Origin of the sequence: Agrobacterium genomosp. 13 str. CFBP 6927, assembly GCA_900012615.1 — a bacterium.
In the GTDB taxonomy this organism is placed as follows: Bacteria; Pseudomonadota; Alphaproteobacteria; order Rhizobiales; family Rhizobiaceae; genus Agrobacterium.
The window spans coordinates 2823185-2847204 of the sequence record LT009756.1 but is presented as its reverse complement, the minus strand read 5'-3'; the positions used below and the strand labels follow the sequence as shown (position 1 = coordinate 2847204).

Annotated in this window: 21 protein-coding genes, 1 pseudogene and 1 riboswitch; of the genes and pseudogenes, 15 read left to right on the top strand and 7 right to left on the bottom strand. The window is 61.2% G+C overall.

From position 1 onward, the window contains the following. The first annotated feature begins 1 nt into the window (after nucleotide 1). On the top strand, nucleotides 2-1279 hold the full coding sequence (locus tag AGR13A_RS14005) for an L-fuconate dehydratase (RefSeq protein ID WP_080836304.1): 1278 nt from the start codon (nucleotides 2-4) through the stop codon (nucleotides 1277-1279). On the opposite strand, the pseudogene cobD reads toward AGR13A_RS14005, so the two are convergent. After that, a pseudogene (gene cobD, locus AGR13A_RS14000) lies at nucleotides 1261-2308 on the bottom strand (threonine-phosphate decarboxylase CobD). The gene AGR13A_RS14005 and the pseudogene cobD sit on opposite strands and share 19 nt — an antisense overlap. Between cobD and cbiB the strand changes: the two are divergent. Beyond that, nucleotides 2307-3272, top strand: a complete 966-nt coding sequence (cbiB, locus tag AGR13A_RS13995) for an adenosylcobinamide-phosphate synthase CbiB (protein WP_080836300.1) — start codon at nucleotides 2307-2309, stop codon at nucleotides 3270-3272. The pseudogene cobD and the gene cbiB sit on opposite strands and share 2 nt — an antisense overlap. Here the strand turns inward: cbiB and AGR13A_RS13990 are convergent. Beyond that, nucleotides 3259-4716, bottom strand: coding sequence for a cobyric acid synthase (locus AGR13A_RS13990; RefSeq protein WP_080836299.1), 1458 nt, complete (start codon nucleotides 4714-4716; stop codon nucleotides 3259-3261). The two genes, cbiB and AGR13A_RS13990, sit on opposite strands and share 14 nt — an antisense overlap. Nucleotide 4717: 1 nt before the next feature. After that, nucleotides 4718-5335: a cob(I)yrinic acid a,c-diamide adenosyltransferase gene (cobO, locus tag AGR13A_RS13985; protein ID WP_080836899.1), complete on the bottom strand. Its 618-nt coding sequence runs from the start codon at nucleotides 5333-5335 to the stop codon at nucleotides 4718-4720. A gap of 134 nt (nucleotides 5336-5469) precedes the next feature. Beyond that, nucleotides 5470-5681, top strand: a riboswitch (cobalamin riboswitch). 117 nt (nucleotides 5682-5798) lie between these two features. Between cobO and AGR13A_RS13980 the strand changes: the two genes are divergently transcribed. The 7 genes from AGR13A_RS13980 to AGR13A_RS13950 are packed head-to-tail and all read left to right on the top strand — an operon-like array spanning nucleotide 5799 to nucleotide 14118. Next, on the top strand, nucleotides 5799-6224 hold the full coding sequence (locus tag AGR13A_RS13980) for a DUF1636 family protein (protein WP_080836297.1): 426 nt from the start codon (nucleotides 5799-5801) through the stop codon (nucleotides 6222-6224). Beyond that, nucleotides 6221-7258, top strand: a complete 1038-nt coding sequence (gene cobW / locus AGR13A_RS13975) for a cobalamin biosynthesis protein CobW (RefSeq protein WP_080836296.1) — start codon at nucleotides 6221-6223, stop codon at nucleotides 7256-7258. Before AGR13A_RS13980 ends, cobW begins: the two co-directional genes overlap by 4 nt. A gap of 3 nt (nucleotides 7259-7261) precedes the next feature. Then, nucleotides 7262-10612 (top strand): cobaltochelatase subunit CobN, encoded by a 3351-nt coding sequence (gene cobN / locus AGR13A_RS13970; protein WP_080836294.1) that lies wholly within the window; start codon nucleotides 7262-7264, stop codon nucleotides 10610-10612. Then, entirely contained in the window at nucleotides 10609-11967 is a 1359-nt protein-coding gene (cobG, locus tag AGR13A_RS13965; RefSeq protein ID WP_080836292.1) for a precorrin-3B synthase, read from the top strand. Before cobN ends, cobG begins: the two co-directional genes overlap by 4 nt. Then, on the top strand, nucleotides 11964-12596 hold the full coding sequence (locus AGR13A_RS13960; protein ID WP_080836290.1) for a precorrin-8X methylmutase: 633 nt from the start codon (nucleotides 11964-11966) through the stop codon (nucleotides 12594-12596). Before cobG ends, AGR13A_RS13960 begins: the two co-directional genes overlap by 4 nt. Beyond that, a complete protein-coding gene (locus AGR13A_RS13955) occupies nucleotides 12593-13360 on the top strand; it encodes a precorrin-2 C(20)-methyltransferase (protein ID WP_080836289.1) in 768 nt (255 codons plus the stop codon). The genes AGR13A_RS13960 and AGR13A_RS13955 overlap by 4 nt, the downstream gene beginning before the upstream one ends. Next, entirely contained in the window at nucleotides 13357-14118 is a 762-nt protein-coding gene (locus tag AGR13A_RS13950; protein WP_080836285.1) for a precorrin-3B C(17)-methyltransferase, read from the top strand. Before AGR13A_RS13955 ends, AGR13A_RS13950 begins: the two co-directional genes overlap by 4 nt. On the opposite strand, the gene AGR13A_RS13945 is transcribed toward AGR13A_RS13950, so the two are convergent. After that, on the bottom strand, nucleotides 14085-14867 hold the full coding sequence (locus AGR13A_RS13945; protein ID WP_080836283.1) for a cobalt-precorrin-6A reductase: 783 nt from the start codon (nucleotides 14865-14867) through the stop codon (nucleotides 14085-14087). The genes AGR13A_RS13950 and AGR13A_RS13945 overlap by 34 nt on opposite strands. On the opposite strand from AGR13A_RS13945, the gene cbiE reads away from it, so the two are divergent. Genes cbiE through cobM form a run of 3 tightly spaced genes read left to right on the top strand, consistent with a single transcriptional unit; the run spans nucleotide 14866 to nucleotide 17308 of the window. Continuing rightward, nucleotides 14866-16125, top strand: coding sequence for a precorrin-6y C5,15-methyltransferase (decarboxylating) subunit CbiE (gene cbiE / locus AGR13A_RS13940; protein WP_080836281.1), 1260 nt, complete (start codon nucleotides 14866-14868; stop codon nucleotides 16123-16125). The genes AGR13A_RS13945 and cbiE overlap by 2 nt on opposite strands. Beyond that, nucleotides 16119-16538: a cobalamin biosynthesis protein gene (locus AGR13A_RS13935; protein ID WP_167377546.1), complete on the top strand. Its 420-nt coding sequence runs from the start codon at nucleotides 16119-16121 to the stop codon at nucleotides 16536-16538. Before cbiE ends, AGR13A_RS13935 begins: the two co-directional genes overlap by 7 nt. Then, on the top strand, nucleotides 16535-17308 hold the full coding sequence (gene cobM / locus AGR13A_RS13930; RefSeq protein WP_080836277.1) for a precorrin-4 C(11)-methyltransferase: 774 nt from the start codon (nucleotides 16535-16537) through the stop codon (nucleotides 17306-17308). The genes AGR13A_RS13935 and cobM overlap by 4 nt, the downstream gene beginning before the upstream one ends. Here the strand turns inward: cobM and AGR13A_RS13925 are convergent. Next, the gene (locus AGR13A_RS13925; protein ID WP_167377503.1) at nucleotides 17263-18393 is read right to left on the bottom strand and encodes a cobalt-precorrin-5B (C(1))-methyltransferase; all 1131 of its coding nucleotides are present in this window, start codon (nucleotides 18391-18393) and stop codon (nucleotides 17263-17265) included. The two genes, cobM and AGR13A_RS13925, sit on opposite strands and share 46 nt — an antisense overlap. 58 nt (nucleotides 18394-18451) lie before the next feature. Here AGR13A_RS13925 and cobA point away from each other — a divergent pair, with 58 nt between their 5' ends. The 3 genes from cobA to AGR13A_RS13910 all read left to right on the top strand — a co-directional run bounded on the left by cobA (nucleotide 18452) and on the right by AGR13A_RS13910 (nucleotide 22026). Next, nucleotides 18452-19240 carry a uroporphyrinogen-III C-methyltransferase gene (gene cobA / locus AGR13A_RS13920; RefSeq protein WP_080836274.1) on the top strand — a complete coding sequence of 263 codons (789 nt, stop codon included), beginning with the start codon at nucleotides 18452-18454 and terminating at the stop codon, nucleotides 19238-19240. After that, nucleotides 19237-20553 carry a cobyrinate a,c-diamide synthase gene (locus AGR13A_RS13915; RefSeq protein ID WP_080836272.1) on the top strand — a complete coding sequence of 439 codons (1317 nt, stop codon included), beginning with the start codon at nucleotides 19237-19239 and terminating at the stop codon, nucleotides 20551-20553. The genes cobA and AGR13A_RS13915 overlap by 4 nt, the downstream gene beginning before the upstream one ends. Nucleotides 20554-20775: 222 nt before the next feature. Further along, nucleotides 20776-22026, top strand: a complete 1251-nt coding sequence (locus AGR13A_RS13910) for a cytochrome-c peroxidase (protein WP_139786057.1) — start codon at nucleotides 20776-20778, stop codon at nucleotides 22024-22026. On the opposite strand, the gene leuB is transcribed toward AGR13A_RS13910, so the two are convergent. Continuing rightward, nucleotides 22007-23119 carry a 3-isopropylmalate dehydrogenase gene (gene leuB, locus AGR13A_RS13905; RefSeq protein ID WP_031233748.1) on the bottom strand — a complete coding sequence of 371 codons (1113 nt, stop codon included), beginning with the start codon at nucleotides 23117-23119 and terminating at the stop codon, nucleotides 22007-22009. The genes AGR13A_RS13910 and leuB overlap by 20 nt on opposite strands. 222 nt (nucleotides 23120-23341) lie before the next feature. Beyond that, complete coding sequence (leuD, locus tag AGR13A_RS13900) at nucleotides 23342-23947, bottom strand: 3-isopropylmalate dehydratase small subunit (protein ID WP_020809820.1); 606 nt, start codon at nucleotides 23945-23947, stop codon at nucleotides 23342-23344. Nucleotides 23948-24020 lie beyond the last annotated feature (73 nt).

Here is a 24020-nt window from a genome sequence, read left to right as displayed (position 1 = left end):
CATGACCAAAATTACAGATCTGCGTGTTTTCGACCTGCGTTTCCCCACATCCCAGAGCCTTGACGGTTCGGATGCGATGAACCCCGATCCGGATTATTCGGCGGCTTACGTCATTCTCGATACCGATGAGCCTGGTCTCAAAGGCCACGGACTGACCTTTACCATCGGTCGCGGCAACGACATTTGCTGCATGGCAATCGAGGCGATGCGCCATCTGGTGGTCGGCACCGATCTTGCGACCGTGACCGAGAACCCCGGCAAATATTGGCGGCATCTGACAAGCGACAGCCAGCTGCGCTGGATCGGCCCGGACAAGGGCGCGATGCATCTCGCCACCGGCGCGGTCGTCAATGCTGTCTGGGATCTTCTGGCCAAGAAGGCGGGCAAGCCGGTCTGGCAGCTCGTTGCCGATATGAGCCCGGAAGAAATCGCCGACATCGTTGACTATCGTTATCTGACAGACGTGCTCACCCGTGACGAGGCGCTGGCGATCCTGAAAAAAGCCGAAAGCGGCAAGAAGGAGCGGATCGAGACGCTGAAGAATGAAGGTTACGCCTGCTATACGACATCCGCCGGCTGGCTTGGTTATGACGACGCCAAGCTGCGGCGCCTTTGCCAGGAAGCGATCGATGCCGGCTTCAACCATGTAAAGATGAAGGTCGGCCGCGATCTGGAAGACGATATTCGTCGTCTCACCATCGCCCGCGAGGTGATCGGTCCCGACCGTTATCTGATGATCGATGCCAATCAGGTGTGGGAAGTGGATCAGGCGATCGACTGGGTCAAGAAGCTCGCCTTTGCCAAGCCGTTCTTCATCGAAGAGCCGACCAGCCCGGACGATATTGCCGGTCATCGCAAGATCCGTGCGGCCATCGGGTCCGTCAAGGTGGCGACCGGTGAAATGTGCCAGAACCGCATCATGTTCAAGCAGTTCATCGCCGAGGGCGCCATCGATGTGGTGCAGATCGACAGCTGCCGCATGGGCGGCCTGAACGAGGTGCTGGCGGTTCTGCTGATCGCCGCGAAATACGGCCTGCCGGTGTGGCCGCATGCCGGCGGCGTCGGCCTCTGCGAATATGTGCAGCATCTGTCGATGATCGACTATCTGGTGGTCTCGGGCACCAAGGAAGGCCGCGTGATCGAATATGTCGACCACCTGCACGAGCACTTCATCGAACCCTGCGATATCAGAAACGCTGCTTACATGCCGCCGAAGCTGCCGGGCTTCTCCATCGAAATGAAGCCGGAGTCTATCGAGACCTATACGTTCGAAGAATGATCAAACGGATGACAGCGCTTCTTCGAGGCGCTGCCATTCCACTTCGCTGCCGGGAAGGCCGAAACGCATGTCGTTCGGCCTTTCATCAAAAATGCGCACCAGAATGCCGCGCCGGCCAAGATGGTCGAACAACCCGGCGGCGCGATGGTCACGCACGAGGGTAAAAAGGGACGTGCCGCCCGCAATCGTTAGTCCGGCTTTTTGCAGCAGGCCATTCATACGCTGCGCTTCTTCAGCGAGCCGGAGACGCATGGAGAATTGCCATTCCCTGTCCGCCAAGGCTTGCGTCGCGATATGCAGCGCCGGGCCGGAAACAGCCCAGGGGCCAAGCCTGGCCTCCAGTTCAGCAGCGATATCCGGATGCGCAATCGCGAAACCCAGCCGGACACCCGCCATGCCGTAAAACTTGCCGAAGGACCGCAGGACCACCAGCGCATCGTGCCCTGCGGCACTCGCGAGGCTTTCTGCTCCTCCCGTTTCGATAAAGGCTTCATCCACGACAAGCAGACCGCCCTTGCGGCGCATCGCTTCGGCCAACGACAGCAACGCGTTGCGATCCGTGATGCGGCCATCGGGATTGTTGGGATTGACAACCACCGCATAGTCGTGAGCCGACAGATCGTGGATGTTCTCTACCTCGGTCACAGTCAATCCGGCCATGCGGGCGGTTCGGGCGTGTTCTGCATAGGCGGGGGAAAGCACGGCTCCGCTTTTAGCACCGCGTTTGAGCGCGATGTGAGCCAGCAATGGCATCAGCATCTGGGTGCCGGGAGAAAGCATGACATGCCGGGCTGAAGGTGCACCGAAGGAGGCGGCTGCCATCTCTTTCAATTTTTCGGCGGCGGCAGGCTCCGGCAGGCGGGCGAATGCGCTGGCGGGAACGGGCGAATGCGGGTAGGAGTGCGGATTGATCCCCGTCGACAGATCGATCCACGGTTCCGGCGCTTCAGGAAACATCAGGCGCGCCTTGCCGAGATTGCCACCGTGACGGATCGCAGCCTGCGCCTTTTCTGGTACTGTTTCGCCCATGTTCTTTGCTCTCGCTTTCCTGTCGCTCGTGATCGAACGCCTGACCGGCTATCCGGACTGGCTATTCAAACGCATCGGCCACCCCGTCACCTGGATCGGTTCGCTTATCGCGCTGCTGGACAAAAAATGGAACCGGGAGAGCGCGTCATTTTCGCAGCGTAAGGTCGCAGGCGTCATGGCACTGGCGGTTTTTCTGGGGTTGACAGTGGTTGTCGCATGGCTTGCGCAATCCGTTCTGCTTTTCCTTCCTTTCGGTCTGTTGCTTGCTGCGGTGCTCGGCGCGTCACTTCCGGCGCAGAAAAGTCTGGAACAGCATGTGGAGGCCGTTGCCATCGCGCTGGAACGTGAGGGTGTAGAGGGAGGCCGCAAAGCCGTTTCGATGATCGTCGGCCGCGATCCGCAGGCGCTTGACGAGGCGGCGATATGCCGGGCAGCGATCGAAAGCCTGGCCGAGAATTTTTCCGACGGTATCGTCGCCCCCTCGCTCTGGCTCGGTCTTCTGGGGCTTCCGGGTGGTGCGGGTTACAAAGCGATCAATACAGCCGACAGCATGATCGGCCATCGCTCGCCGCGCCATGAAGCCTTCGGCTGGGCCTCTGCCCGGCTGGACGATCTGGTCAACCTGCCGGCTTCCCGGTTGAGCGGCGGTCTTTTTGTCTTTGCGGCATTTTTTGTGAAGGGCGCATCGCCGGGCGGGGCCATCGCCGCGATACGGCGAGATGCGCATCATCATCGCTCGCCCAATGCCGGCTGGCCGGAGGCCGCGCTTGCGGGTGCCCTCGGTTTCGCCCTTGCCGGTCCGCGTTCCTATGGTGGGCAGATGATCGAGGCGCGGTTCATGGGCGAAGGCGGGAGGGCGTCGCTCGTCGCCGGTGATATTCGCAAGGCGTTGCGGCTGGCGCGGATCGCCGACCTCCTGCTGATCGGGTTGTTCGGGCTGCTGGCGGTCCTTATCGCGCTATAGAAAGCAGTCTGTCGAGATCGAGGTGCTGTTCCATATGCGCTGCCAGACGGTCGAGAACGTCGTCCACCTGCGCTTCGTAGTTCAGTTTCGTGCTGTGTCCGCCAAGCCGTTCAAGCCATGCGCCGCGCTGGCGGTCATCCGCGAACAGGCCGTGTATGTAGGTGCCGAAGATGCCGCCATCGGGCGATATGATACCGTCGGCACGTCCGTCTATGGTCGAAAACGGCTGGGCGCCCGCCGCGCTGTCGGTTTTGCCCACATGCATTTCATAGCCGGATAAGTTAATTCCGTCGAAGCTTCTGCCCTGCACGGAAACAAGCCTCTTGTCGCCGGTCAGAACCGTCGTCACGTCCAGCAGGCCAAGCCCTTCCACCGTCGCTGGCGGTCCTTCGATGCCATGAGGATCGGAAATGGTTTTTCCAAGTATCTGGTATCCACCGCACAGCCCAAGAACATAGCCGCCGCGTCTGGCATGGGACTTGATATCGATATCAAGACCCGCAGCTTTCAGCACGGCGAGATCGGCAATGGTGGATTTTGAGCCGCAGAGCAGGACCAGATGGCAATCCGCGGGAATGGTGTCGCCCGGCCGTATGCGGATCAACTCCACCTCCGGCTCCATGTCCAGCGGATCGAGATCATCGAAATTGGAAATATGCGGCAGGATCGGTACGGCGATGCGGATCTTTGCATCGGGCTTTCGCTCAGCCGGGCCGGAAAGTCCAAGAGCATCCTCCGCCGGCAGTTTCGCGGCATCGGAAAAATGGGGCAAAAGCCCAATTGACGCCCAGCCGGTCTTTTCCGCAATCATCCGCATGCCGTCCGAAAACAGAGCCGGATCGCCACGAAAGCGGTTGACAATAAAGCCTTTTATCATCGCGGCATCGTCTGGTTCGACCACGGTTTTTGTGCCGACGAGGCTGGCGATGACCCCGCCCCGGTCGATATCGCCGATCAGGATCACCGGCGCATCAGCGGCGCGAGCGAAACCCATATTGGCGATGTCGTTGGCGCGCAGGTTGATTTCGGATGCGCTGCCCGCGCCTTCCACCAGCACCAGATCCGCCTGATTTTTCAGGAGCTCGAAGCTTTCCAGCACACGCGGCATCAGCCCGGCCTTCATGTGCTGATATTCGGCCGCTTTGGCATTGCCGACGATTTTGCCCTGCACCACCACCTGCGCGCCGGTTTCACTCTGCGGCTTCAGCAGCACCGGGTTCATGTGAACGGAGAGCGGAACACCCGCTGCACGCGCCTGCAGCGCCTGTGCGCGGCCGATCTCGCCGCCATCGGCGGTGACGGCGGCATTATTCGACATGTTCTGCGGCTTGAACGGCATGACGGACAGGCCTCGCTTGACGAAGGCGCGGGCGAGGCCGGCGACCATCAGCGATTTGCCGACGTCGGAGCCGGTTCCCTGAAACATCAGCACGCGTGCAGCCATGTTAGAATTCTATCCCCGCCTGGGCTTTCACGCCCGCCTTGAAATGATGTTTGACGAGGGTCATTTCCGTCACCATGTCGGCCGCGTCGATGAGCGGTTGCTTGGCGTTGCGACCGGTAACGATGACATGCAGATCGGGCCTGCGGCTGGAAAGCGTTTCGACCACCTCTTCCAGCGGCAGGTAATCGTAACGGAGCGCGATGTTCAGCTCATCGAGGATCAGCAAGCCGACGGTCTTGTCCGCCATCAGGACCTTGGCTTCTTCCCAGGCCTTTGCCGCCGCTGCGACGTCGCGTTTCAAATCCTGCGTGTCCCAGGTGAACCCTTCGCCCATGGTGCGCCACACGACCTTGTCGCCGAACAAAGTCAGAGCCTGCTGTTCACCCGTTGACCATGCACCCTTGATGAATTGCACCACACCGACCCTGCGCCCGGTGCCGAGCATGCGCAAGGCGAGACCGAAAGCGGCCGTGGATTTGCCTTTGCCCGGGCCGGTATTGATCATCAGCAGGCCTTTTTCGATGGTCTTCCCGGCTACTTCAGCATCCTGAACCGTCTTGCGATTGACCATTTTCTGCCGGTGACGTTCGGCTTCGCCGTCGCTGATGTCGCGTGTCATCGCGTTTTCCTCTTTATCCAGCGGCGCGGGATCGGATGCCCCCGCCATTCGGAGCGGCGACTATACTCAATTTGCCGCACCCGGCAATGCGTGAGGGACAGGGGCGCGGCATTGACCCCCACGCCCGTTCAGCCTAAGGGTAAGGCACTGACGGTCTTTTCCCGGCAACGGGAAAAGCTAAGAGGGAACACGGTTCCACCCTGACAGGGTCATTCCGTGGCTGCCCCCGCAACTGTAAGCGGTAAGCCCGCACCGTAAAGCCACTGGACCTCCAATATGGTTCGGGAAGGCGGTGTCTGGGTGTAGAGCCGCGAGCCAGGAGACCTGCCGTTTCAGGAAAACGTCTGCCGGGCGGGGTGCTCCGGTCAGTCGGTTAGATCGAACATCCGGTTTGCGCCGACGCGTAAGCCGTTTTCGACATCCGCACCCCGAGATTTTTGCTAGGCGCGGGAAACGATACGGTTTGGATATTTCAGCGACATCTTCATGTTCGAGCGGGAATCCGCAAGACGAAAAGGCGTCCGGCGTGATCGTCTTCGTTTGCAGAAGCTGTCGCGATGAAGCCGACCCCAATGCCGAACCACGCCCCGGTTCGCGTCTCGCCGACGCCGTCATAGCGAAGGCGGAAGAATCCGGCACTATCGTTCGTTCCGTCAATTGCCTTGCCAATTGCAAGCGCGGCCTTAGCGCGGTGCTGCGCAGCGCCAATGGCTGGTCCTATGTATTCGGCGGGCTGACACCCGGTGACGCGGAAGACCTGCTGACCGGCGCACGGCTGCTCGCTGCTGCTCCCGATGGCCTGATGCCCTGGCGCGGCCGCCCCGACACATTGAAGCGCGGCATGGTGGCGCGCATTCCCCCATTCGATTTTACCGAGGAGAGATCATGAGCACCCTTCTGGACCGCGTTCCCTGCACCATCGTCACCGGTTTTCTGGGGGCCGGCAAAACAACGCTGCTGCGCGGCCTTCTCGAAAAACTCGACGGCAAGCGGCTGGCGATCATCGTCAACGAATTTGGCGATATCGGCATTGATGGTGAAATCCTCAAAGGCTGCGGCATTGAAAGCTGCCCCGAAGAAAACATCGTCGAACTGGCCAATGGCTGCATCTGCTGCACCGTGGCGGACGACTTCCAGCCTGCCATCGAACAGATTCTGAGCCGCCAGCCGAAGGTGGAGCACATTCTCATCGAGACCTCGGGACTTGCCCTGCCCAAGCCGCTGGTGCAGGCTTTCCAATGGCCGGCGATCAAGAGCCGCGTGACGGTGGACGCCGTAGTGACCGTCGTGGATGGTGCCGCCCTTGCCGAAGGGCAGGTGGCGCACGACATGGAAGCCCTTGCTGCCCAGCGGGCCAATGACGAGGCGCTCGATCACGACGACCCGGTTGAAGAGGTTTTCGAAGATCAGGTCGCTTGCGCCGATCTTATCGTGCTGACCAAGGCCGATCTTCTGGACGTTGCCGGCCTCGACAAGGCCAAGGCGCATATCCTCGAGCATTTGCCGAAGGCCGCAAAGATCGTGGTCGCTTCGAATGGCGCCATCGACCCCGCCGTGCTGATCGGTCTTGGTCTTGCTGTGGAAGAGGATATCGAAAATCGCCGTACCCATCACGATGATGAACTTGATCACGAGCACGATGATTTCGACAGCTTCGTCATCGATCTGCCGGCTGTGACCGATCCGGAAGCGCTGGCGGTCCGTATCGCCGAGACGGCGGCTGCGGAAAATGTCCTGCGCATCAAGGGCTTCATCGAGGTTTCCTCAAAGCCGATGCGCCTGCAGGTGCAGGCTGTCGGCAGCCGCGTGAACCACTATTACGACCGGCCCTGGGCGGCGGGCGAGGAGCGCCGCAGCCGCCTCGTCGTCATCGGCGAAAAGGGCATCAACCGCGAAAAGATCGAACAGATGCTGGCCGCCTGACCCATGCATATTCTCGCCACCACATCCTCGTCTCTGGACGATCTGATCGAGCCGGTTGATCTCAACCAGCCCCGTTCGGATGTGGTGGTCATGTCTTTTTCAACGAGTGATCTTGCCGGGCTGGAGCAGGCGTGGCGGCAGGCGGAGCGTGGCCTTCCGTCGCTATCCGCCGCCAACCTCTCCGAGCTTCGCCATCCGATGTCGGTCGATCTTTGGATCGAAAAGACGGCTGAACATGCCAGCGTCATTCTTATCCGGATTCTGGGTGGCGCGGAGCGCTGGCGTTACGGTGTTGAACAGCTTGCCATTCTCGCCCGGCGGCGGGGCATAAAACTGCTGCTCCTGCCGGGCGAATGCAGCGAGAGGGACGAAAAACTCGAGGCGGCCTCAACCGTTGATCGGCAAATTCTGGCCTCTGTCCTCTCCTTCTTCCGCGAGGGTGGGCGGGAGAATATGGGGCGGCTTGCCGCTGGTCTTGCGGCGCTTGCAAGGGGTGGCGCATGGCCAGATATCGAGGCCCAGCCGCTGCCGAAAGCCGGCTTCTACCGGCCGGGTAAAGGTGTCGTGGACCAGGGGGAAGCCAGGGCGGGTTTCTCCGCCGATGCAGCCATCCTGCCGGTTCTCTTTTACCGCTCCATGCTTTTGGCAAGCGATGCTGCGCCCGTGGACGCGCTTTTTCACGCACTATTGCAGCGCGGTTTTGCGCCATTGCCGATTTTTGTCAGCGGCCTGAAGGATGGAGAAGCGATCCGTTTTCTCGAAACGGTGCTACCTGATCTGGAGCCCGCCGCGATCATTGCCGCCACGGCCTTTGCCAGTCAGACGGATGAGGGTGGCAAGACACTCTTCGATCGTCTCGGGGTGCCGGTGTTTCAGGTGGTCATGGCGACCACGCGACGGGATGGCTGGGCGGAGAATGCGCGTGGTCTTAACCCGTCAGATCTTGCCATGCATGTGGTCTTGCCGGAACTCGATGGCAGGATTCTTGCTGGTGCGATTTCGTTCAAGCAAGTGCGGACCGATGGCGGTGTCAGTCTCCTGAACGTGCCCGAAGCGGATCGTGTGGAGCAGGTGGCAAACCGCATCGCCGCCTTTTTGCGGTTGAAGCAATCTGCCCCGCAGGAGCGGCACATCGTCATTCTGATGCCGGATTATCCCGGTGCCGCGCCGGGGCGCACCGGTTATGCCGTCGGCCTCGATGTGCCGCAGAGCGTGCTGGAAATGCTGCGCGATCTTGATGGGGCGGGATATGCGGTTTCGGATATTCCCGAAACGGCAAGGGCCTTGCTGGATTGTGTCGAGCAGCAGGAAGCGACTGTCGAATTTTCAGCCTATCAGGATTTTCTCGCGGGTTTGCCGCAGGAAGTGGTCGCCTCTCTGAATGCGACCTGGGGTTCGGCGGAACAGGACGATGCGCTTGTCGATGGCGCATTCCGTTTCCGCGTCGCCCGCTTCGGGAAGGTGTTCGTGGCGCTGGCACCGGACCGTGGACGAAACGAGGATAGGCGGGTGGATTATCATGACCCTGCTTTGCCGCCGCGCCATGCACTGGTTGCCTTCGGTGCGTGGATGCAGCGGGTCGCAGGCGCGCATGCCATCGTGCATGTGGGCGCGCACGGTACGCTGGAATGGTTGCCGGGTAAGACGGTGGCGCTTTCCCGCGATTGTTTTCCCGAGATCGTCACGGGCTCGTTGCCGGCGGTCTATCCTTTCATCGTCTCCAATCCGGGCGAAGCGGCTGTCGCCAAGCGGCGGATTGCCGCTGTCACCATCGGCCATGTTCCACCGGTGCTGATAGATGCCGGGCTTTCGCCGGCGCAATCCGCGCTGGAGCAGCTGGTCGATGAATATGCACAGGCGGACGGGCTGGATCGCCGCCGGCGTGACCGGCTGGCGAAACTGATTGTCGAAAAAGCGCTGGAAACCGGGCTAGCGGCGGATGCTGGGGTGGGGGCGACGGATGACGCCGATGCGGCACTGTCACGCATCGACGCGTTTCTTTGTGACCTCAAGGATTTCGCAATCAAGGACGGCCAGCACATTTTCGGTCGTTCGCCCGAAGGCGAGACCGATCTTCTGAGGCTCGAAAGCGCTGCGGCGGAAAAAGCAGCTCTGCTTGCAGCGCTCGCGGGCCGGCATGTTGTCCCCGGCCCTTCCGGCGCACCTGCGCGCGGACGGCTTGACGTGCTGCCGACGGGTCGCAACCTTTATGCCGCTGATCCGCGCACCATGCCGACGCCGACGGCTTTCGAACTGGGCCGCATGGCGGGCGAAGAGGTGCTGCGTCACCATCTGCAATCCCATGGAGACTGGCCGAAAAATCTGGTTTTCGATCTCTGGGGCAGCGCCAGCCTGCGCAATGGCGGCGAGGATGTAGCGCAGGCGCTGCATCTGATGGGCGCCAGACCGATCCATGACCCTGCGACGGGGCGCGTTACCGGCATCGAGGTTCTGCCGCCAGCCAGTATCGGGCGGCCGCGGGTCGACGTCACATTTCGGATTTCCGGCCTGTTCCGCGACATGTTTCCGGCGCTTATCGCTCTTCTCGATGCTGCCGCCAAGGCGGTCGCGCGGCGCCACGAAGCGCCGGGCGACAATCCGCTTTCGGAAGAAGCGGCCGCGCTCGGTCATATACCGGCGCGCATCTTCGGTTCGGCGCCCGGCACCTATGGTGCGGGCATAGAAGAGAAACTCGCCAGCGGACAATGGGACGAACGCGAAGATTTGGGGCAGGCCTATCTGGACGCGGCAAGCCATGCCTTCGGCGGCGAAGATGGGCTTGAGATTTTCGAGGATACCGGTTTTGTGGAACTGGTACGGCGGGCCGATCTTCTGGTTCACACCGGCGACGATCCCGGCCGCGATCTTCTTGATGGTTCTTCCGATGTTGCCTTCATGGGTGGTTTTTCTGCCGCAAAGGCCGCCCTTGGCGGCTTTGCCGATATTGTCGCACTGGATACGACCGATCCGGCGCGTCCACGCGCGCGATCCGTTTCACAAGCGCTGACGCGGGTTGTTCGGGCCCGTGCCATCAATCCACGCTTCATTGCCGGCCAGATGCGGCACGGCCCGCGCGGGGCGGCGGAATTTGCTGAGACGGTTGACCGGCTGATCGGCTTTGCCGAAACCACCTATGCGGTTTCCTCCTCACTGATCGAGGCAGTCTATGACGCCTATTTCGGCAATGAGGAGGTTCGCGACTTCATCCTGCGGGAAAATCCGAAGGCGGCGGAGGTGATGGCGGCGCGCTTTTTATCCGCTCGCCGTCGCGGCCTGTGGCATAGCCGGCGCAATGCGGTCGATGCCGAGCTTGAAATGCTGATCCTCCCGCGCCCTGAAAGGGTGAGCGCATGAGGACGGCCGTTTCCGAACCGGTTCAGCCATTCGGCCGCCGTGGGATGTGTCCAGCCCTATCGACACCGATGCTCACCGGTGATGGGTTTCTGTCGCGGATCGCATTCGAGGCGGATATCACGCCCCATGACATGATGGCGCTTTGCGATCTCGCGGAGCGGCATGGCAACGGTCTGATCGACATAACAGCGCGCGGCAACCTGCAATTTCGCGGCCTGACGCCGGAAAGCGCCTGCGCCCTGGAGAATGATTTTCTGGCGCTCGGTTTGCCGCTTCGGGAAGGGCTAGCCGTCGAGGCTTCTATTCTTGCCGGCCGGGACGCGCAGGAAATCGCCGATGGAAGTTCTCTTGCTGACGAGATTCGCAGAGAGGTCGGCGCACTGGCGCTGCATGAAAAGCTCGCAGCGAAAATGTCCGTTGTCATCGATGGCGGCGGCCGTCCCTCAATGGCGGATTTGCTGGCCGATATTCGCCTGAAAGCGGTGCGGCAGGACGGGCAGGTTTTCTGGCAATTGTTTGTTGGCGGCCCCGAGAGCAGGGCGCTGCGCGCGGGATTGGTTGAGACGGACAAAGCGGCTGATGTTGTCCTGCTGCTGCTTGTTTATCTTGCCGGCCAAGGGGTGTCTGCCCGCGGCCGTGATCTGGATCAGCAAACGATAAAAGCGATCTGCGGCGATCGTCTGCTGGATTGCGCAATTGAGAGAGAGGCGCTCGCGCCTTCTTCGCCTTTGGGGCTGATCCTGGCGGATAAGGGTATTTTTGCCGCCGGTATCGCGCCTGCCTTCGGACAAGTGCGGGCCTCCGATCTATCACGGCTCTGCGAGCGGGTGCGCGCAATCGGTATAGAAACATTGCGGCCGTCACTTAATCATAGCCTGCTATTCTTCGGTTCACGGGATGCTTGCAGTGCGGTGCTGGAAGTGGCCAGGGCTTCCGGTTTCATCATTGCGGCAGATGATGCGCGGTCTTTCATTGCCGTCTGTCCCGGGGCGCCGGGGTGCGCTTCGGCTTTCCTTCCCACACGTGATCTCGCCGCCTTTGCGTCGGAGGAACTGGTCTCTCTGCTCGATGGGTCATTTACGCTGCATATTTCCGGCTGCGGAAAGGGCTGCGCATATCCTGCCCCGTCACTTCTCACTTTTTCCGGCAGCGCCGATGGCCTGGGCTTTTCGATTTCGGGCCGCGCCTGCGACCCGCAGGACGGTATTTTACCTTTTGAGCAGCAGAGGAAGGCGCTTTCGCGGCTTGCCCGTCTTTACGAAAAAGAACATAAGCCCGGGGAAAACGCTGCCAACCTCTTTGCCCGGCTCGGCAAACAGGTGATCGGCGCGGCGCTTCGACAGGATGACCGATGACTGACTATGACTATATTCGCGACGGCAATGCGATCTATGAGCGCTCCTTCGCCCTCATTCGCGAGGAAGCGGATTTGTCCGCCTTTACCGAAGAGCAGGCGGATATCGCCATTCGCATGATCCACGCCTGCGGGCAGGTGGAGGCGGCCAGCCATTTCCGCTTTTCGCCGGATTTTGTTGCCGCTGCACGCGGTGCGCTGCTCGCCGGCAGGCCGGTTCTCTGCGATGCGGAAATGGTTGCCCATGGCGTAACGCGCGCCCGCCTTCCGGCTGATAATGAGGTGGTCTGCACCCTTCGCGATCCCCGCACGCCGGAGCTGGCGAAAAAGATCGGCAATACCCGCTCCGCCGCCGCGCTTGACCTGTGGGCAGAGAAAATGGACGGCGCTCTGGTTGCCATTGGCAATGCGCCGACTGCACTGTTCTATCTGCTTGAGATGCTGGAAAAAGGTGCTGCACGTCCGGCCGCCATCATCGGCATGCCGGTTGGCTTTGTCGGTGCGGCGGAATCGAAAGACGCGCTGGAGGCAAGTTTGCTCGGCATTCCCTATGCCATCGTCAAGGGACGCATGGGTGGTTCGGCGATGACGGCTGCTGCCATCAATGCGGTTGCGAGGGCTGGCCTGTGAGCGCGGCTCTTTTTGAACATCCGAAGGGTAAACTCGTGGGCGTCGGTACCGGCCCCGGCGATCCCGAGCTTTTGACGCTGAAGGCTGTCCGCGCCATTGAAAATGCCGATGTGCTTGCCTTCTTCTGCAAGAAAGGCAGTAGCGGCAACGGTCGCGGTATTGTCGAAGCCTTCATCCGGCCCGGAACGCTGGAAATGCCGCTGGTCTATCCGGTAACCATCGAAAGCGATAAAAACGGCAACGATTACCGTGATGCCATCGCCGCCTTTTTCGATCAGTCGGCGAAGGACATCGCTGTGCATCTCGAAGCCGGGCGCAATGTCGCCGTGCTGTCGGAAGGCGATCCGCTGTTTTACGGTTCTTATATGCACCTTCATCTGCGGCTTGCGCCATCTTACCCGGCGGAGGTCGTTGCTGGCATCACGGCCATGTCCGGCTGCTGGTCCATGGCCGGGCTGCCGCTGGTGCAGGGCGATGATATTTTGAGCGTGCTTCCCGGCACGCTTGGTGAAGATGTGCTGACGGAACGTCTGTCCGGCACGGATGGTGCCGTAATCATGAAGGTGGGGCGCAACCTTCCGAAAATTCGCCGGGCGCTGGAAAAAGCCGGGAAGCTTGAAGACGCGCTTTATGTCGAGCGCGGCACCATGGCCAACAGCCATGCGGTGCGGCTCATCGAACGCGATACATCGCCTGCGCCGTATTTTTCGCTGGTTCTGGTGCCGGGTTGGAAAACCAGACCCTCTGCAGGTGAAAAGCCATGACCGGCAGGCTGGTCGTTGTCGGTCTCGGCCCCGGCAGTGCGGCGCAGGTGACACCGGAGGCGCTTGCCGCCGTGGAGGCGTCGGAGGATTTCTTCGGCTATATTCCCTATCTCGACCGGCTGGCGCTGAGACCCGATCAACGCCGCCATGCTTCGGACAATCGTGAGGAAATCTCCCGCGCCGAACAGGCGCTGCGGCTTGCGGCCCAAGGCGGCAAGGTCTGTGTGGTTTCTGGTGGCGATCCCGGCGTTTTCGCCATGGCGGCGGCGGTTTGCGAGGCGATCGAAAGCGGCCCCGCCGAATGGCGCGATATCGATTTCTCCGTCGTGCCGGGTGTGACTGCCATGCTGGCCGTAGCCGCAAAGGCCGGCGCGCCGCTTGGCCATGATTTTTGCGCCATTTCGCTGTCGGATAATCTGAAACCCTGGGGCATTATTGAAAAACGGCTGATCGCGGCGGCGGAAGCAGGCTTTGTAATGGCTTTCTACAATCCCGTCAGCAAGGCGCGTCCGCACCAGCTCGGTACCGCTTTTGCTCTGTTGCGGGCACATTTGCCAGCCTCAGTGCCCGTAATCTTCGGACGGGCGGCAGGCCGGGCGGATGAGCGTATTCGGGTCGTGCCTCTTTCGGAAGCCTCGAGCGATATGGCGGATATGGCTACCTGCATCATCGTCGGCTCGGTTGAAACCCGTCTGATCGAACGTGCCGGCAAAGAACCGCTGGTTTATTCGCCGCGTTTTTCGAGAAGAGAGAGCTGATGGTGAATGGCGGTGAGTGCAGCGGCAATATCCGGCACCGTCACGTCATTCAGGGGCGCGTCGTTCCGCTGTCGCGGCCGGTCGATCATGATGACCGGCAGGCCGAGCCGTCTTGCGGCTTCGATCTTGCCATAGCTCGCGCTGCCACCGGAGTTTTTCGAGACCACCGTCGCGATGCGGTTTTCTTCCAGCATGCGGATTTCGTCGTCCAACGCAAAGGGGCCGCGCGCGGTAATATAGCACGCATGCGGCAGTTTCAGTGGCGGCTCCACCGGGTCGACGCTGCGGATGAGATAGTTGTGCTGGGGCGCGGCTTCGAAAGGAAGAAGCTCCTGCCGTCCCAAAGCCAGGAACACGCGTCTGCCTTCGCTGCCGAGCGCGGTGACAGCTTGTTCGACAGTGTCGACACCATGCCACCTGTCATCCGGCTGGCGCTGCCAGGCGGGACGCGAAAGGACGACCAGCGGAACTTTGGCAAGCCCTGCCGCCTCAACGGCATTGGCGGAAATCTTCGCCGCATAGGGATGGGTGGCGTCCACCAGAATATTGAAATTCTCGGTGCGAATGAAATCCGCGAGACCGCCTGCGCCGCCAAAACCGCCGCTGCGCATCGGCACCGGCTGTTCGACCGGCGAGAGCGTGCGGCCGGCCATGGAGAGCAGAATTCGGTAGCCGGGTTCTTCGGCCAGCCTGCCGGCCAGAATGCGGGCATCCGCCGTGCCGCCAAGGATGAGTATGGAGCGTGTCATGACGTCTGAATATTCCGGAACGGGCGATGCTTCCACAGAAAAGAAAGAGAAGCCGTGGCTTTCCATCGTCGGCATTGGCGAGGATGGGCTTCAGGGGCTGGGCCGGAACGCGATAGAGGCGATAGAGGCGGCCGAGGTGGTTTTCGGCGGCAAACGCCATCTGGAACTGGCGGCCGCGGCCATTCGAGGTGAAGCACGGCGCTGGCCGGTGCCGTTCGACACGGATATGGGCGATGTCGTGGCGCTGCGCGGCAAGCGGGTTTGCGTGCTGGCTTCCGGCGATCCGTTCTTTTATGGCGTCGGTGTTACGCTTCTGCGGCGGATCAAAGCGGGTGAGACAGTTTGTTATGCCTCGCCCTCCGCTTTCTCGCTGGCTGCCGCGCGGCTCGGTTGGGCGCTGCAAGCGGTCGACTGCGTTTCGCTGCACGGGCGTTCTATCGATCTCCTGCGGCCGCATCTCCATGCCGGCGCACGCATCATCGCGCTTACCTCGGATGCCCACGCCCCGGCCTTGATCGCGGAATTGTTGTCCGATTTGGGTTTCGGCCAGTCGGAATTCATTTTGCTCGAAGCCCTGGGTGGAAAGCGGGAGCGGCGGCAGCAGGCCATGGTGGCTGATTTCGCGTTTGCTGATATTGATCCGCTGAATGTGGTGGCGATTGATGTTGTGGCTGATGAGGGTGCGCGTATTCTGCCTTTCACATGTGGGCTTGATGACGGCCTGTTCGAACATGACGGGCAGATCACAAAGCGCGAAATCCGCGCCGTGACACTTTCCTCTCTGGCCCCACGGCGGGGCGAGTTGCTGTGGGATATCGGTGCCGGTTCGGGTTCGATCGGTATCGAATGGATGCTGTCGCATCCCTCGCTCCGTGCCATCGCCATAGAACAACACCCGGAAAGGGCGGAGCGTATCGCTCGTAATGCCGAAGCTTTCGGTGTGCCGGCGCTTGAGGTGATGATCGGTGCGGCCCCTGCGGCTTTTGAAGGCTTGCCTCAGCCGGACGCGATTTTCATCGGCGGCGGCGGCAGTGAAGCGGGCGTGCTAGAGGGAGCTATGGAGGCCCTGAAACCCGGCGGGCGGCTGGTCGCCAATGCGGTGACGCTGGAAATGGAGGCGGTGCTGCTTGCCGCCCATGCGCGGCACGGCGGCTCGATGATCCGTCTGGATGTGTCGCGGGTGACGGCTGTCGGTTCCATGTCTGGTTGGCGTCCGGCAATGCCGGTGACGCAATGGAGCTGGAACAAGCCATGGTGACCGTGGCTGGCATCGGTTGTCGCAGAGGTACGGGTTCAGATGCTGTTATTGCCGCCGTGCGTGCTGCGGAGCATGCTGTGGGTATGAGGGCGGAATGCTTGGCGACTGCGCCGCTCAAAGCCGATGAAGCCGGTCTTGTGGAAGCGGCGAAAAGCCTGTCGCTGCCGCTTGAAATCGTATCGCAGGAGCGGCTCGAGGCGGTTGCTTCGAAAACTATGACATTTTCACAGGCAAGCCTAGATCATGCCGGCTCGCCGAGCGTGAGCGAAGCGGCGGCGCTTGCCGTCGCCGGAGAGAATGCAAGGCTGGTCGCGCCGCGTCTTGTGGTTGGCAATGTCACGGTGGCCATCGCAACAACTGACAATGCCCCACGCGATAGCGGCTGCGCCATCGAATATGGAGAACAACAATGACAGTTCATTTTATCGGCGCCGGTCCGGGCGCCGCCGATCTCATTACGGTGCGCGGGCGCGATCTTATCGCCGCCTGTCCGGTGTGTCTTTATGCCGGCTCGCTGGTTCCGAAGGCGCTTATCGAATATTGCCCGCCGGGCGCCCGCATCGTCGATACGGCAGCACTTTCGCTTGACGAGATCGAGGCGGAATTCGTGGCCGCAGCAGAGGCCGGCAAGGATGTGGCGCGGCTGCATTCCGGTGATCTTTCCGTCTGGAGCGCCATGGGCGAGCAGATCCGCCGGCTGGAGCGGCTGGGTCTCGATTATACCGTCACGCCCGGCGTGCCCTCCTTTGCCGCTGCGGCCGCCACTTTGCAGCGGGAGCTGACGGTGCCGGAAGTGGCGCAGAGCCTTGTGCTGACCCGCATTTCCGGGCGCGCATCGAAGATGCCTGACGGTGAGACGCTGAAGGCTTTCGGTGCGACGGGTGCAACGCTCGCCGTCCATCTCGCCATTCATGCCATCGGCAAGGTGGTGGAAGAGCTGACGCCGCTTTACGGCTCCGACTGCCCGGTCGCCATCGTCGTTCGCGCGTCCTGGCCGGATGAGCGGGTTATCAGTGGCACGCTGTTCGACATTGAGGACAAGCTCGCCGCCGAACCGGTGGAGCGGACGGCCCTGATCTTCGTCGGGCGTGGACTTGCCTCGACGGATTTTCGTGAAAGCGCGCTTTATAGCACCGACTACGTCAGGCGGTTCCGGTCTCCGAAGGAAGATGCAAAGGGCTGATGCGACGGCGTGGAGGCGGTGCGCCCCTTGAGGGCGCCCTGACGATCGAACACCAGAATATCGAGCGCAATGGCTGGCGTCTTCAGCGCCGCCGCTGCGGTTACCCAGGCTTTTTCCGCCACGATCGCGCCGAGGTCTATCCCCGCGTGTTCGGCCAACTCAAAGGCGTGCGCGACCATATTGGCCTGACGAATGGCAATGGCGAGATTTTCATCTCCTCCGGCTTCCGTCGCCAGTGCCGCCAGCGCATCGAGATCGGCGAGCCCCTTCTTGGAGTGCACGTCGAGCATGCCCTGGGCAAGCTTGGTCATCTTGGCGACGCCGCCGGCAATCGTCACCCGCTCGACGGGGTGGCTGCGCAGATATTTCAGCATGCCGCCGATGAAATCTCCCATGTCGATCAGCGCGGTTTCCGGCAGATCGTAAAGCGCCTGCCCGGCTTTTTCGGAGGTGTTGCCGGTGGCGCCCAGCACATGGGTGCAGCCGGTGGCACGCGCCACATCGATGCCGCGCCAGATGGAGTGGATCCACGCCGAGCAGGAAAAGGGAATGACAATGCCGGTGGTGCCGAGGATGGAAATACCGCCGACGATGCCGAGCCTGCCGTTCAGGGTTTTTTCCGCCAGTTTCTCGCCATCGTGGACGGAAATCTCTACCTCGAAATCGGCACTTTCTCCGGCCACCTCGCGAATGGCGGTTTCGATCATCTTGCGCGGCACGGGATTTATGGCGGGTTCTCCCGGCGGCAGGGGCAGGCCCGGCCGGGTGATGGTGCCGACGCCCTTTCCGGCCTTGAAGGTGATGCCGCTTCCCGGTTGACCTCGCCGCACCGTGCTTTCGATCAGCGCACCGTGGGTAACGTCCGGATCGTCTCCGGCATCCTTGACGACGCCGGCGCGCGCGAAGTTTTCGCCCTTTTCCTCGGTGGCAAGGGAAAATGCCGGCCTCGCGCCGCTTGGAAGTTCGACCTCGACAGGGTAAGGAAACTCGCCGGTCAGAAGGGCGGCGCAGGCCGCCTTCGTGGCGGCTGCCGCGCAGGTGCCCGTGGTCCAGCCGCGGCGAAGGGTCTTTCCATCCGTATCCATATGAATTTCTATAGCCGGGACGGCTTTTTCCGTCATCGTTAAAAAGCAGCCAAGAAGAATGTCGATAGCGCAGATTTTGAACAGCATTGCCGCAAAAGGTCCGGTCTTCGAGGCCGGTCACGTCTGGCTCGCGGGCGCAGGGCCCGGCGATGTACGTTATCTGACGCTGGAAGTGGCGCTCGCGCTGTCTCAGGCCGATATCATCGTGCGTGATGCGCTGGTGAGCGACGAAGTCATAGCGCTTGGTCCGCAGGCGGAGATTGTTTTTGCGGGCAAAAGGGGTGGCAAGCCCTCCGCAACACAGGACGATATTACCGCTTCACTGATCGATTTCGCCGGCCAAGGCAAAAAGGTGCTGCGGCTGAAGGGCGGTGATCCCTTTATTTTCGGGCGCGGCGGCGAAGAGGCGGAGGCGCTTGTCCAAGCCGGCATTCCGTTTCGCATATTGCCGGGCATGACCTCGTCGTTCACCGCGCTTGCTTCGGCCCGCATCCCCGCCACGATGCGCGGCATCAGCCGCGCCGTAACTCTTGCCACGGGCCACGCTGCGGGCACCGAAGAGGATCTGGACTGGCTGGCGCTGGCGAAAACACGGGAACCTATTGTCGTCTATATGGGGCTGAAGAATATAGGCACGATCGCCAGCCTTTTGATGCAAGGTGGCCGTTCCGGCGAAACGCCGGTCGCCGTCATCATGTCGGCAACGACGGCGCAGGAGCGGATTTTCATCGGCTCGCTGGAAAGCATAGCTGACGATGCAAAGCGGGAAAATTTCGAAGCACCGGCTTTGATCGTCATTGGCGAGATTGTTTCGATGCGGGCGCGTCTTGGAGTTTCCGGTTCATGACGGCGCGGGCGATCATTATCGGTGCGCCACGTTCGGGTTCCGGCAAGACCAGCGTGACTATCGGCCTGCTCCGGGCCTTTGCCCGACGCGGTATCAAGGTGCGCGGCATCAAGACGGGCCCCGACTACATCGATCCCGGTTTCCACGCTTTCGCCACCGGCACATCGGGTCTTAATCTGGATAGCTGGGCCATGCGGCCGGAATTGTTGCGGCATCTGTTTTCGCAGCAGACCGAAGATGCGGAACTTGTTCTGATTGAAAGCGCCATGGGCCTGTTCGACGGTATTCCGGTTGCGGAAAATCGCACAGGTTCGGCGGCGGATCTGGCGCGGCTGTTCGGCATTCCCGTGCTGCTGGTGCTGGACGTATCCGGCCAGTCGCAGACGGCCGCTGCCGTCGCCCATGGTTTTGCCCACTACGATCCGGCCGTTACCATGGCGGCGGTGGTGCTGAACCGGGCGGGCAGCGAAAGACACCGGACGCTGTGCACGGAAGCCATCGAAAAAATCGGCCTTCCCGTTGCCGGCTGTGTGCTGCGTGATCCTTCGCTCATCCTGCCTGAACGGCATCTGGGGCTGGTGCAGGCCAGCGAACATCCCGAAATCGACGTGCATATCGAACGGCTGGCGGATGCGATGGAAAAATCCATCGATCTCGATGCCCTGCTTTCACTCGCCGCGCCGGTGAATGTGCCCTCCGGCTCGGTGGACACGGCGATTGCGCCGCCCGGCCAGCGCATTGCGCTGGCGGAGGATGCGGCGTTCACTTTCCTTTATCCGCATCTCAGGAAGCATTGGCAGGCGGCCGGGGCCGAGATCGTGCCGTTCTCCCCGCTCGCGGATGAGGCGCCCGACGGGAGCTGCGATATCTGCTGGCTGCCGGGTGGGTATCCCGAGCTTTTTGCCGGAAAGCTTGCGGATGCGGCTGGCTTCAAGGCTGGCCTTGCCCGCTTTGCCGCGACAAAGCCCGTTCATGGCGAGTGCGGCGGTTACATGGTGCTCGGAGAGGCGCTGGAAGATGCGGATGGGGTGACTCATGCCATGACCGGGCTTCTGTCCCATGCCACCAGCTTTGCGACCCGCAAGATGAATCTCGGCTACCGGCAGGCGACGATCGCGGCAACCGGACCGCTCGGCACGGCGGGGGATGTTCTGCGCGGCCATGAATTCCACTATGCGCGGGTTACCGATGCCGGCCGCGATGAGCCCTTCGCACAGATTGCTGACGGGCAGGGTCGTCCGCTCGGGCCATCCGGTGGCAGGAGAGGTTTTGTCTCGGGCACCTTTTTCCACGCCATCGCCAAAGGCGGTTGATCGTTTCCGGGTTTGGTCAGTGGACCTGCGGCAAAGTGGACCAAGCTGCGAAAGTTTGTAGGCCTGGATCACGGGAAAGTGCTATAGATTTCTCTATAGGGCATGGAAGAGCGGAGTTATCTCCCGTGATCCATGTTCGGTGAAGCGCGGTGGGACTGAAAGCCGCTTCATATGTCCCGGTCCGAACCTGCTCTCGCGCATTTATATCGAGCGTGCCTACCGATGATGAAACCCGGATTTTTTGTCTCTGCTGCTCTCGCCGCCTCCATTCTGCTGGCCCCCTTGGGCACCGGTGTCGATGGTATGGCTGCCCACGGCGGTGAAGACTATGCAACGCTGGAAAAGCTCGGTGCAGCGCTGTTCGACGATCCCAGTCTTTCCATGAACCGCACCATGGCCTGTTCCACCTGCCACATGCAGGCCGCCGGGTTTTCCGATGCGCGGGAGAGCGACAAGGTGGGGCGGGACGTATCGCTTGGCGATGACGGTATTTCACTGGGCGACCGCAACGCGCCGACTGCAGCTTATGCCCGCTTCACGCCGCCTTTCGGCAGGAATGCGGCGGGAGAATATGTCGGCGGGCAGTTCTGGGATGGCCGCGCCTCCCTGCTTGAAGATCAGGCGGGTGGTCCGCCGCTCAATCCCCTCGAAATGGGCATGCCGGACAAGGCCGCGGTCGTCAAACGGCTCAGGGAAAACCCGGATTATGTCGCGGCTTTTGGCACGCAGTTCGGCAAGGATGTTTTTGCGAGCGACGATACCGCCTATGCCGCGATGACGAAGGCGCTGGCGAGCTTTGAGCGCTCGGATGAGTTCTCCACCTTCGATTCCAAATATGACCGCTTCCTGCGCGGCGAGGAGAAGCTGACCGATCAGGAAGAGCTGGGTCGGGTTCTGATCTCCTCGACGCAATTCACCAATTGCAATACCTGCCATGAAATCCGCGGCGCCAAGGGCCTGGAAGACGGCCTCTTCACCAACCATAAATATTTCAACATCGGCGTTCCCGCCAATATATCGGTTCGGGCTGTGAACGGCTCCAAGCCGGGCGCGATCGATCTGGGGCTGGCGCAAAATCCTGAAGTTGCCGGCGATGTCGCCCAGCGCGGCAAGTTCAAGGTGCCGACGCTGCGCAATGTCGCCGTCACCGGTCCTTACATGCACAATGGCGTATTCAAGGATTTGCGCACGGTGGTGCTGTTTTATGTGAAATATAAAAGCAAGAAGCCGAGCCGCCAGATCAATCCGGAAACGGGCAAGACGTGGGATGCGCCGGAAGTGCCTGAAAATATCGCCATGGCGGAACTGACATCCGCGCCTGCGCTGGACGACAAGCGTGTGGACGCCATCGTCGCCTTTCTGAAGACGCTGACTGACAAAAGATATGAGCATCTTCTGCCGAAGGAAGATGGGCAGGCGAACGCGCCGCCTGCCCAACCGGTTTCGTCGAGCGTTACGCCGAAAGCGCCTTGAATTCGGCGAGAACCGCATCACCCATTTCGGAGGTTCCGACCTGGCGGCTGCCCTCGGCCATGATGTCGGCGGTGCGGATGCCCTTGTCGAGCACGTTTGCGATCGCTGCTTCGAGCTTCGTTGCCTCATCCACCATGTTGAACGAGTAACGCAGGCACATGGCGAAGGACGCGATCATGGCGATGGGGTTGGCGATACCCTTGCCGGCGATGTCAGGGGCCGAACCGTGTACCGGCTCATACATGGCCTTGCGCTTGCCGGTCTTGGCGTCAGGCGCGCCGAGCGAAGCGGATGGCAGCATGCCGAGCGAGCCGGTCAGCATGGCGGCGACGTCGGAGAGCATGTCGCCGAAGAGGTTGTCGGTGACGATCACGTCGAACTGCTTGGGCTTGCGCACCAGCTGCATGCCGCCGGCATCGGCCAGCATATGTTCCAGCTGAACATCCCTAAACTTGGCGGCGTGGGTTTCGGTGACCACCTGGTTCCACAAAACGCCTGACTTCATCACGTTGCGCTTTTCCATCGAGCAGACGCGGTTGTCGCGGGTGCGGGCCAGTTCGAAAGCGACGCTGGCGATGCGCTCGATCTCGAAAGTATCGTAGATCTGCGTATCGATGCCGCGCTTCTGGCCGTTGCCAAGATCGATGATCTGCTTCGGTTCACCGAAATAAACGCCGCCCGTCAGTTCACGGACGATGAGGATATCGAGGCCTTCGACCAGTTCCGGCTTCAGCGAAGAGGCGGCGGCAAGCGCCGGGTAGCAGATGGCGGGGCGCAGATTGGCGAAGAGTTCGAGATCCTTGCGCAGGCGAAGCAGACCGGCTTCCGGGCGGTGCTCGTAGGGGACGCCATCCCATTTCGGGCCGCCGACGGCGCCGAACAGGATCGCATCGGCGGCAAGCGCCTTTTCCATATCCGCATCGGAAATCGCCACGCCATGGGCGTCATAGGCAGAGCCGCCGACCAGACCTTCCGAGACGGTGAAACCGGCATTGTGCGCGCTGTTCATATAATCGATCAGCTTGCGAACTTCAGCCATGGCTTCGGGGCCGATACCGTCACCGGGCAGCAGGAAAAGCGAACGGACTGTCATGAGAAACCCTCCTTGGGCGGCGCGCCGAAAAACATCCTGAAGGGTTTTCGATTGCGGCGAGCGCGGCGTCAAACTCATTCCGTCCTGCACATGGCAAATCGTATCGCGGCCGGACGGGATCGGAGGCTTCTTATCTCCGCCTCAAGGGCTTTTCAAGCAAAGCAAAAGCCGATCCGGTACTGTTTGGTACAGGATCGGCTTTTTTGAAGAGCGGAAATGTGGTCAGGCCCAGGGGCGGACCGAGGCATTTGCCTTTTCGAACGTGTCGATGGCGCCGGAATGTTCCAGCGTCAGGCCGATATCATCAAGACCGTTCAGCATGCAATGGCGCTTGAATTCATCGATCTCGAAGGTGATCGTGCCGCCATCGGGGCCGCTGATTTCCTGACTTTCCAGATCGACGGAGAGAACGGCGTTCGATCCGCGCGACGCATCGTCCAGCAGCTTTTCGAGGTTTTCGGGGCTGACGACGATCGGCAGGATGCCGTTCTTGAAACAGTTATTGTAGAAGATATCGGCGAAGCTGGTGGAAATCACGCAGCGGATGCCGAAATCGAGAAGCGCCCATGGCGCATGTTCGCGCGAGGAGCCGCAACCGAAATTGTCGCCGGCGACAAGGATCTGGGCGTTCTGGTAGGCGGGTTTGTTCAGCACGAAATCCGGGTTTGGCGATCCATCCTCAAGATAACGCGACTCGGCGAAAAGGCCTTTTCCGAGGCCAGTGCGCTTGATGGTCTTCAGATAGTCTTTCGGAATGATCATATCGGTGTCGATATTTACAACCGGCATGGGCGCCGCAACGCCCGTCAGCTTCGTGAACTTTTCCATCTGTCGCTTCCCGTGTTTCCCTTGAACAAAATCCGGCACTGGCCAAAACCTGCCGCATGTTCTCTGCCGGGAA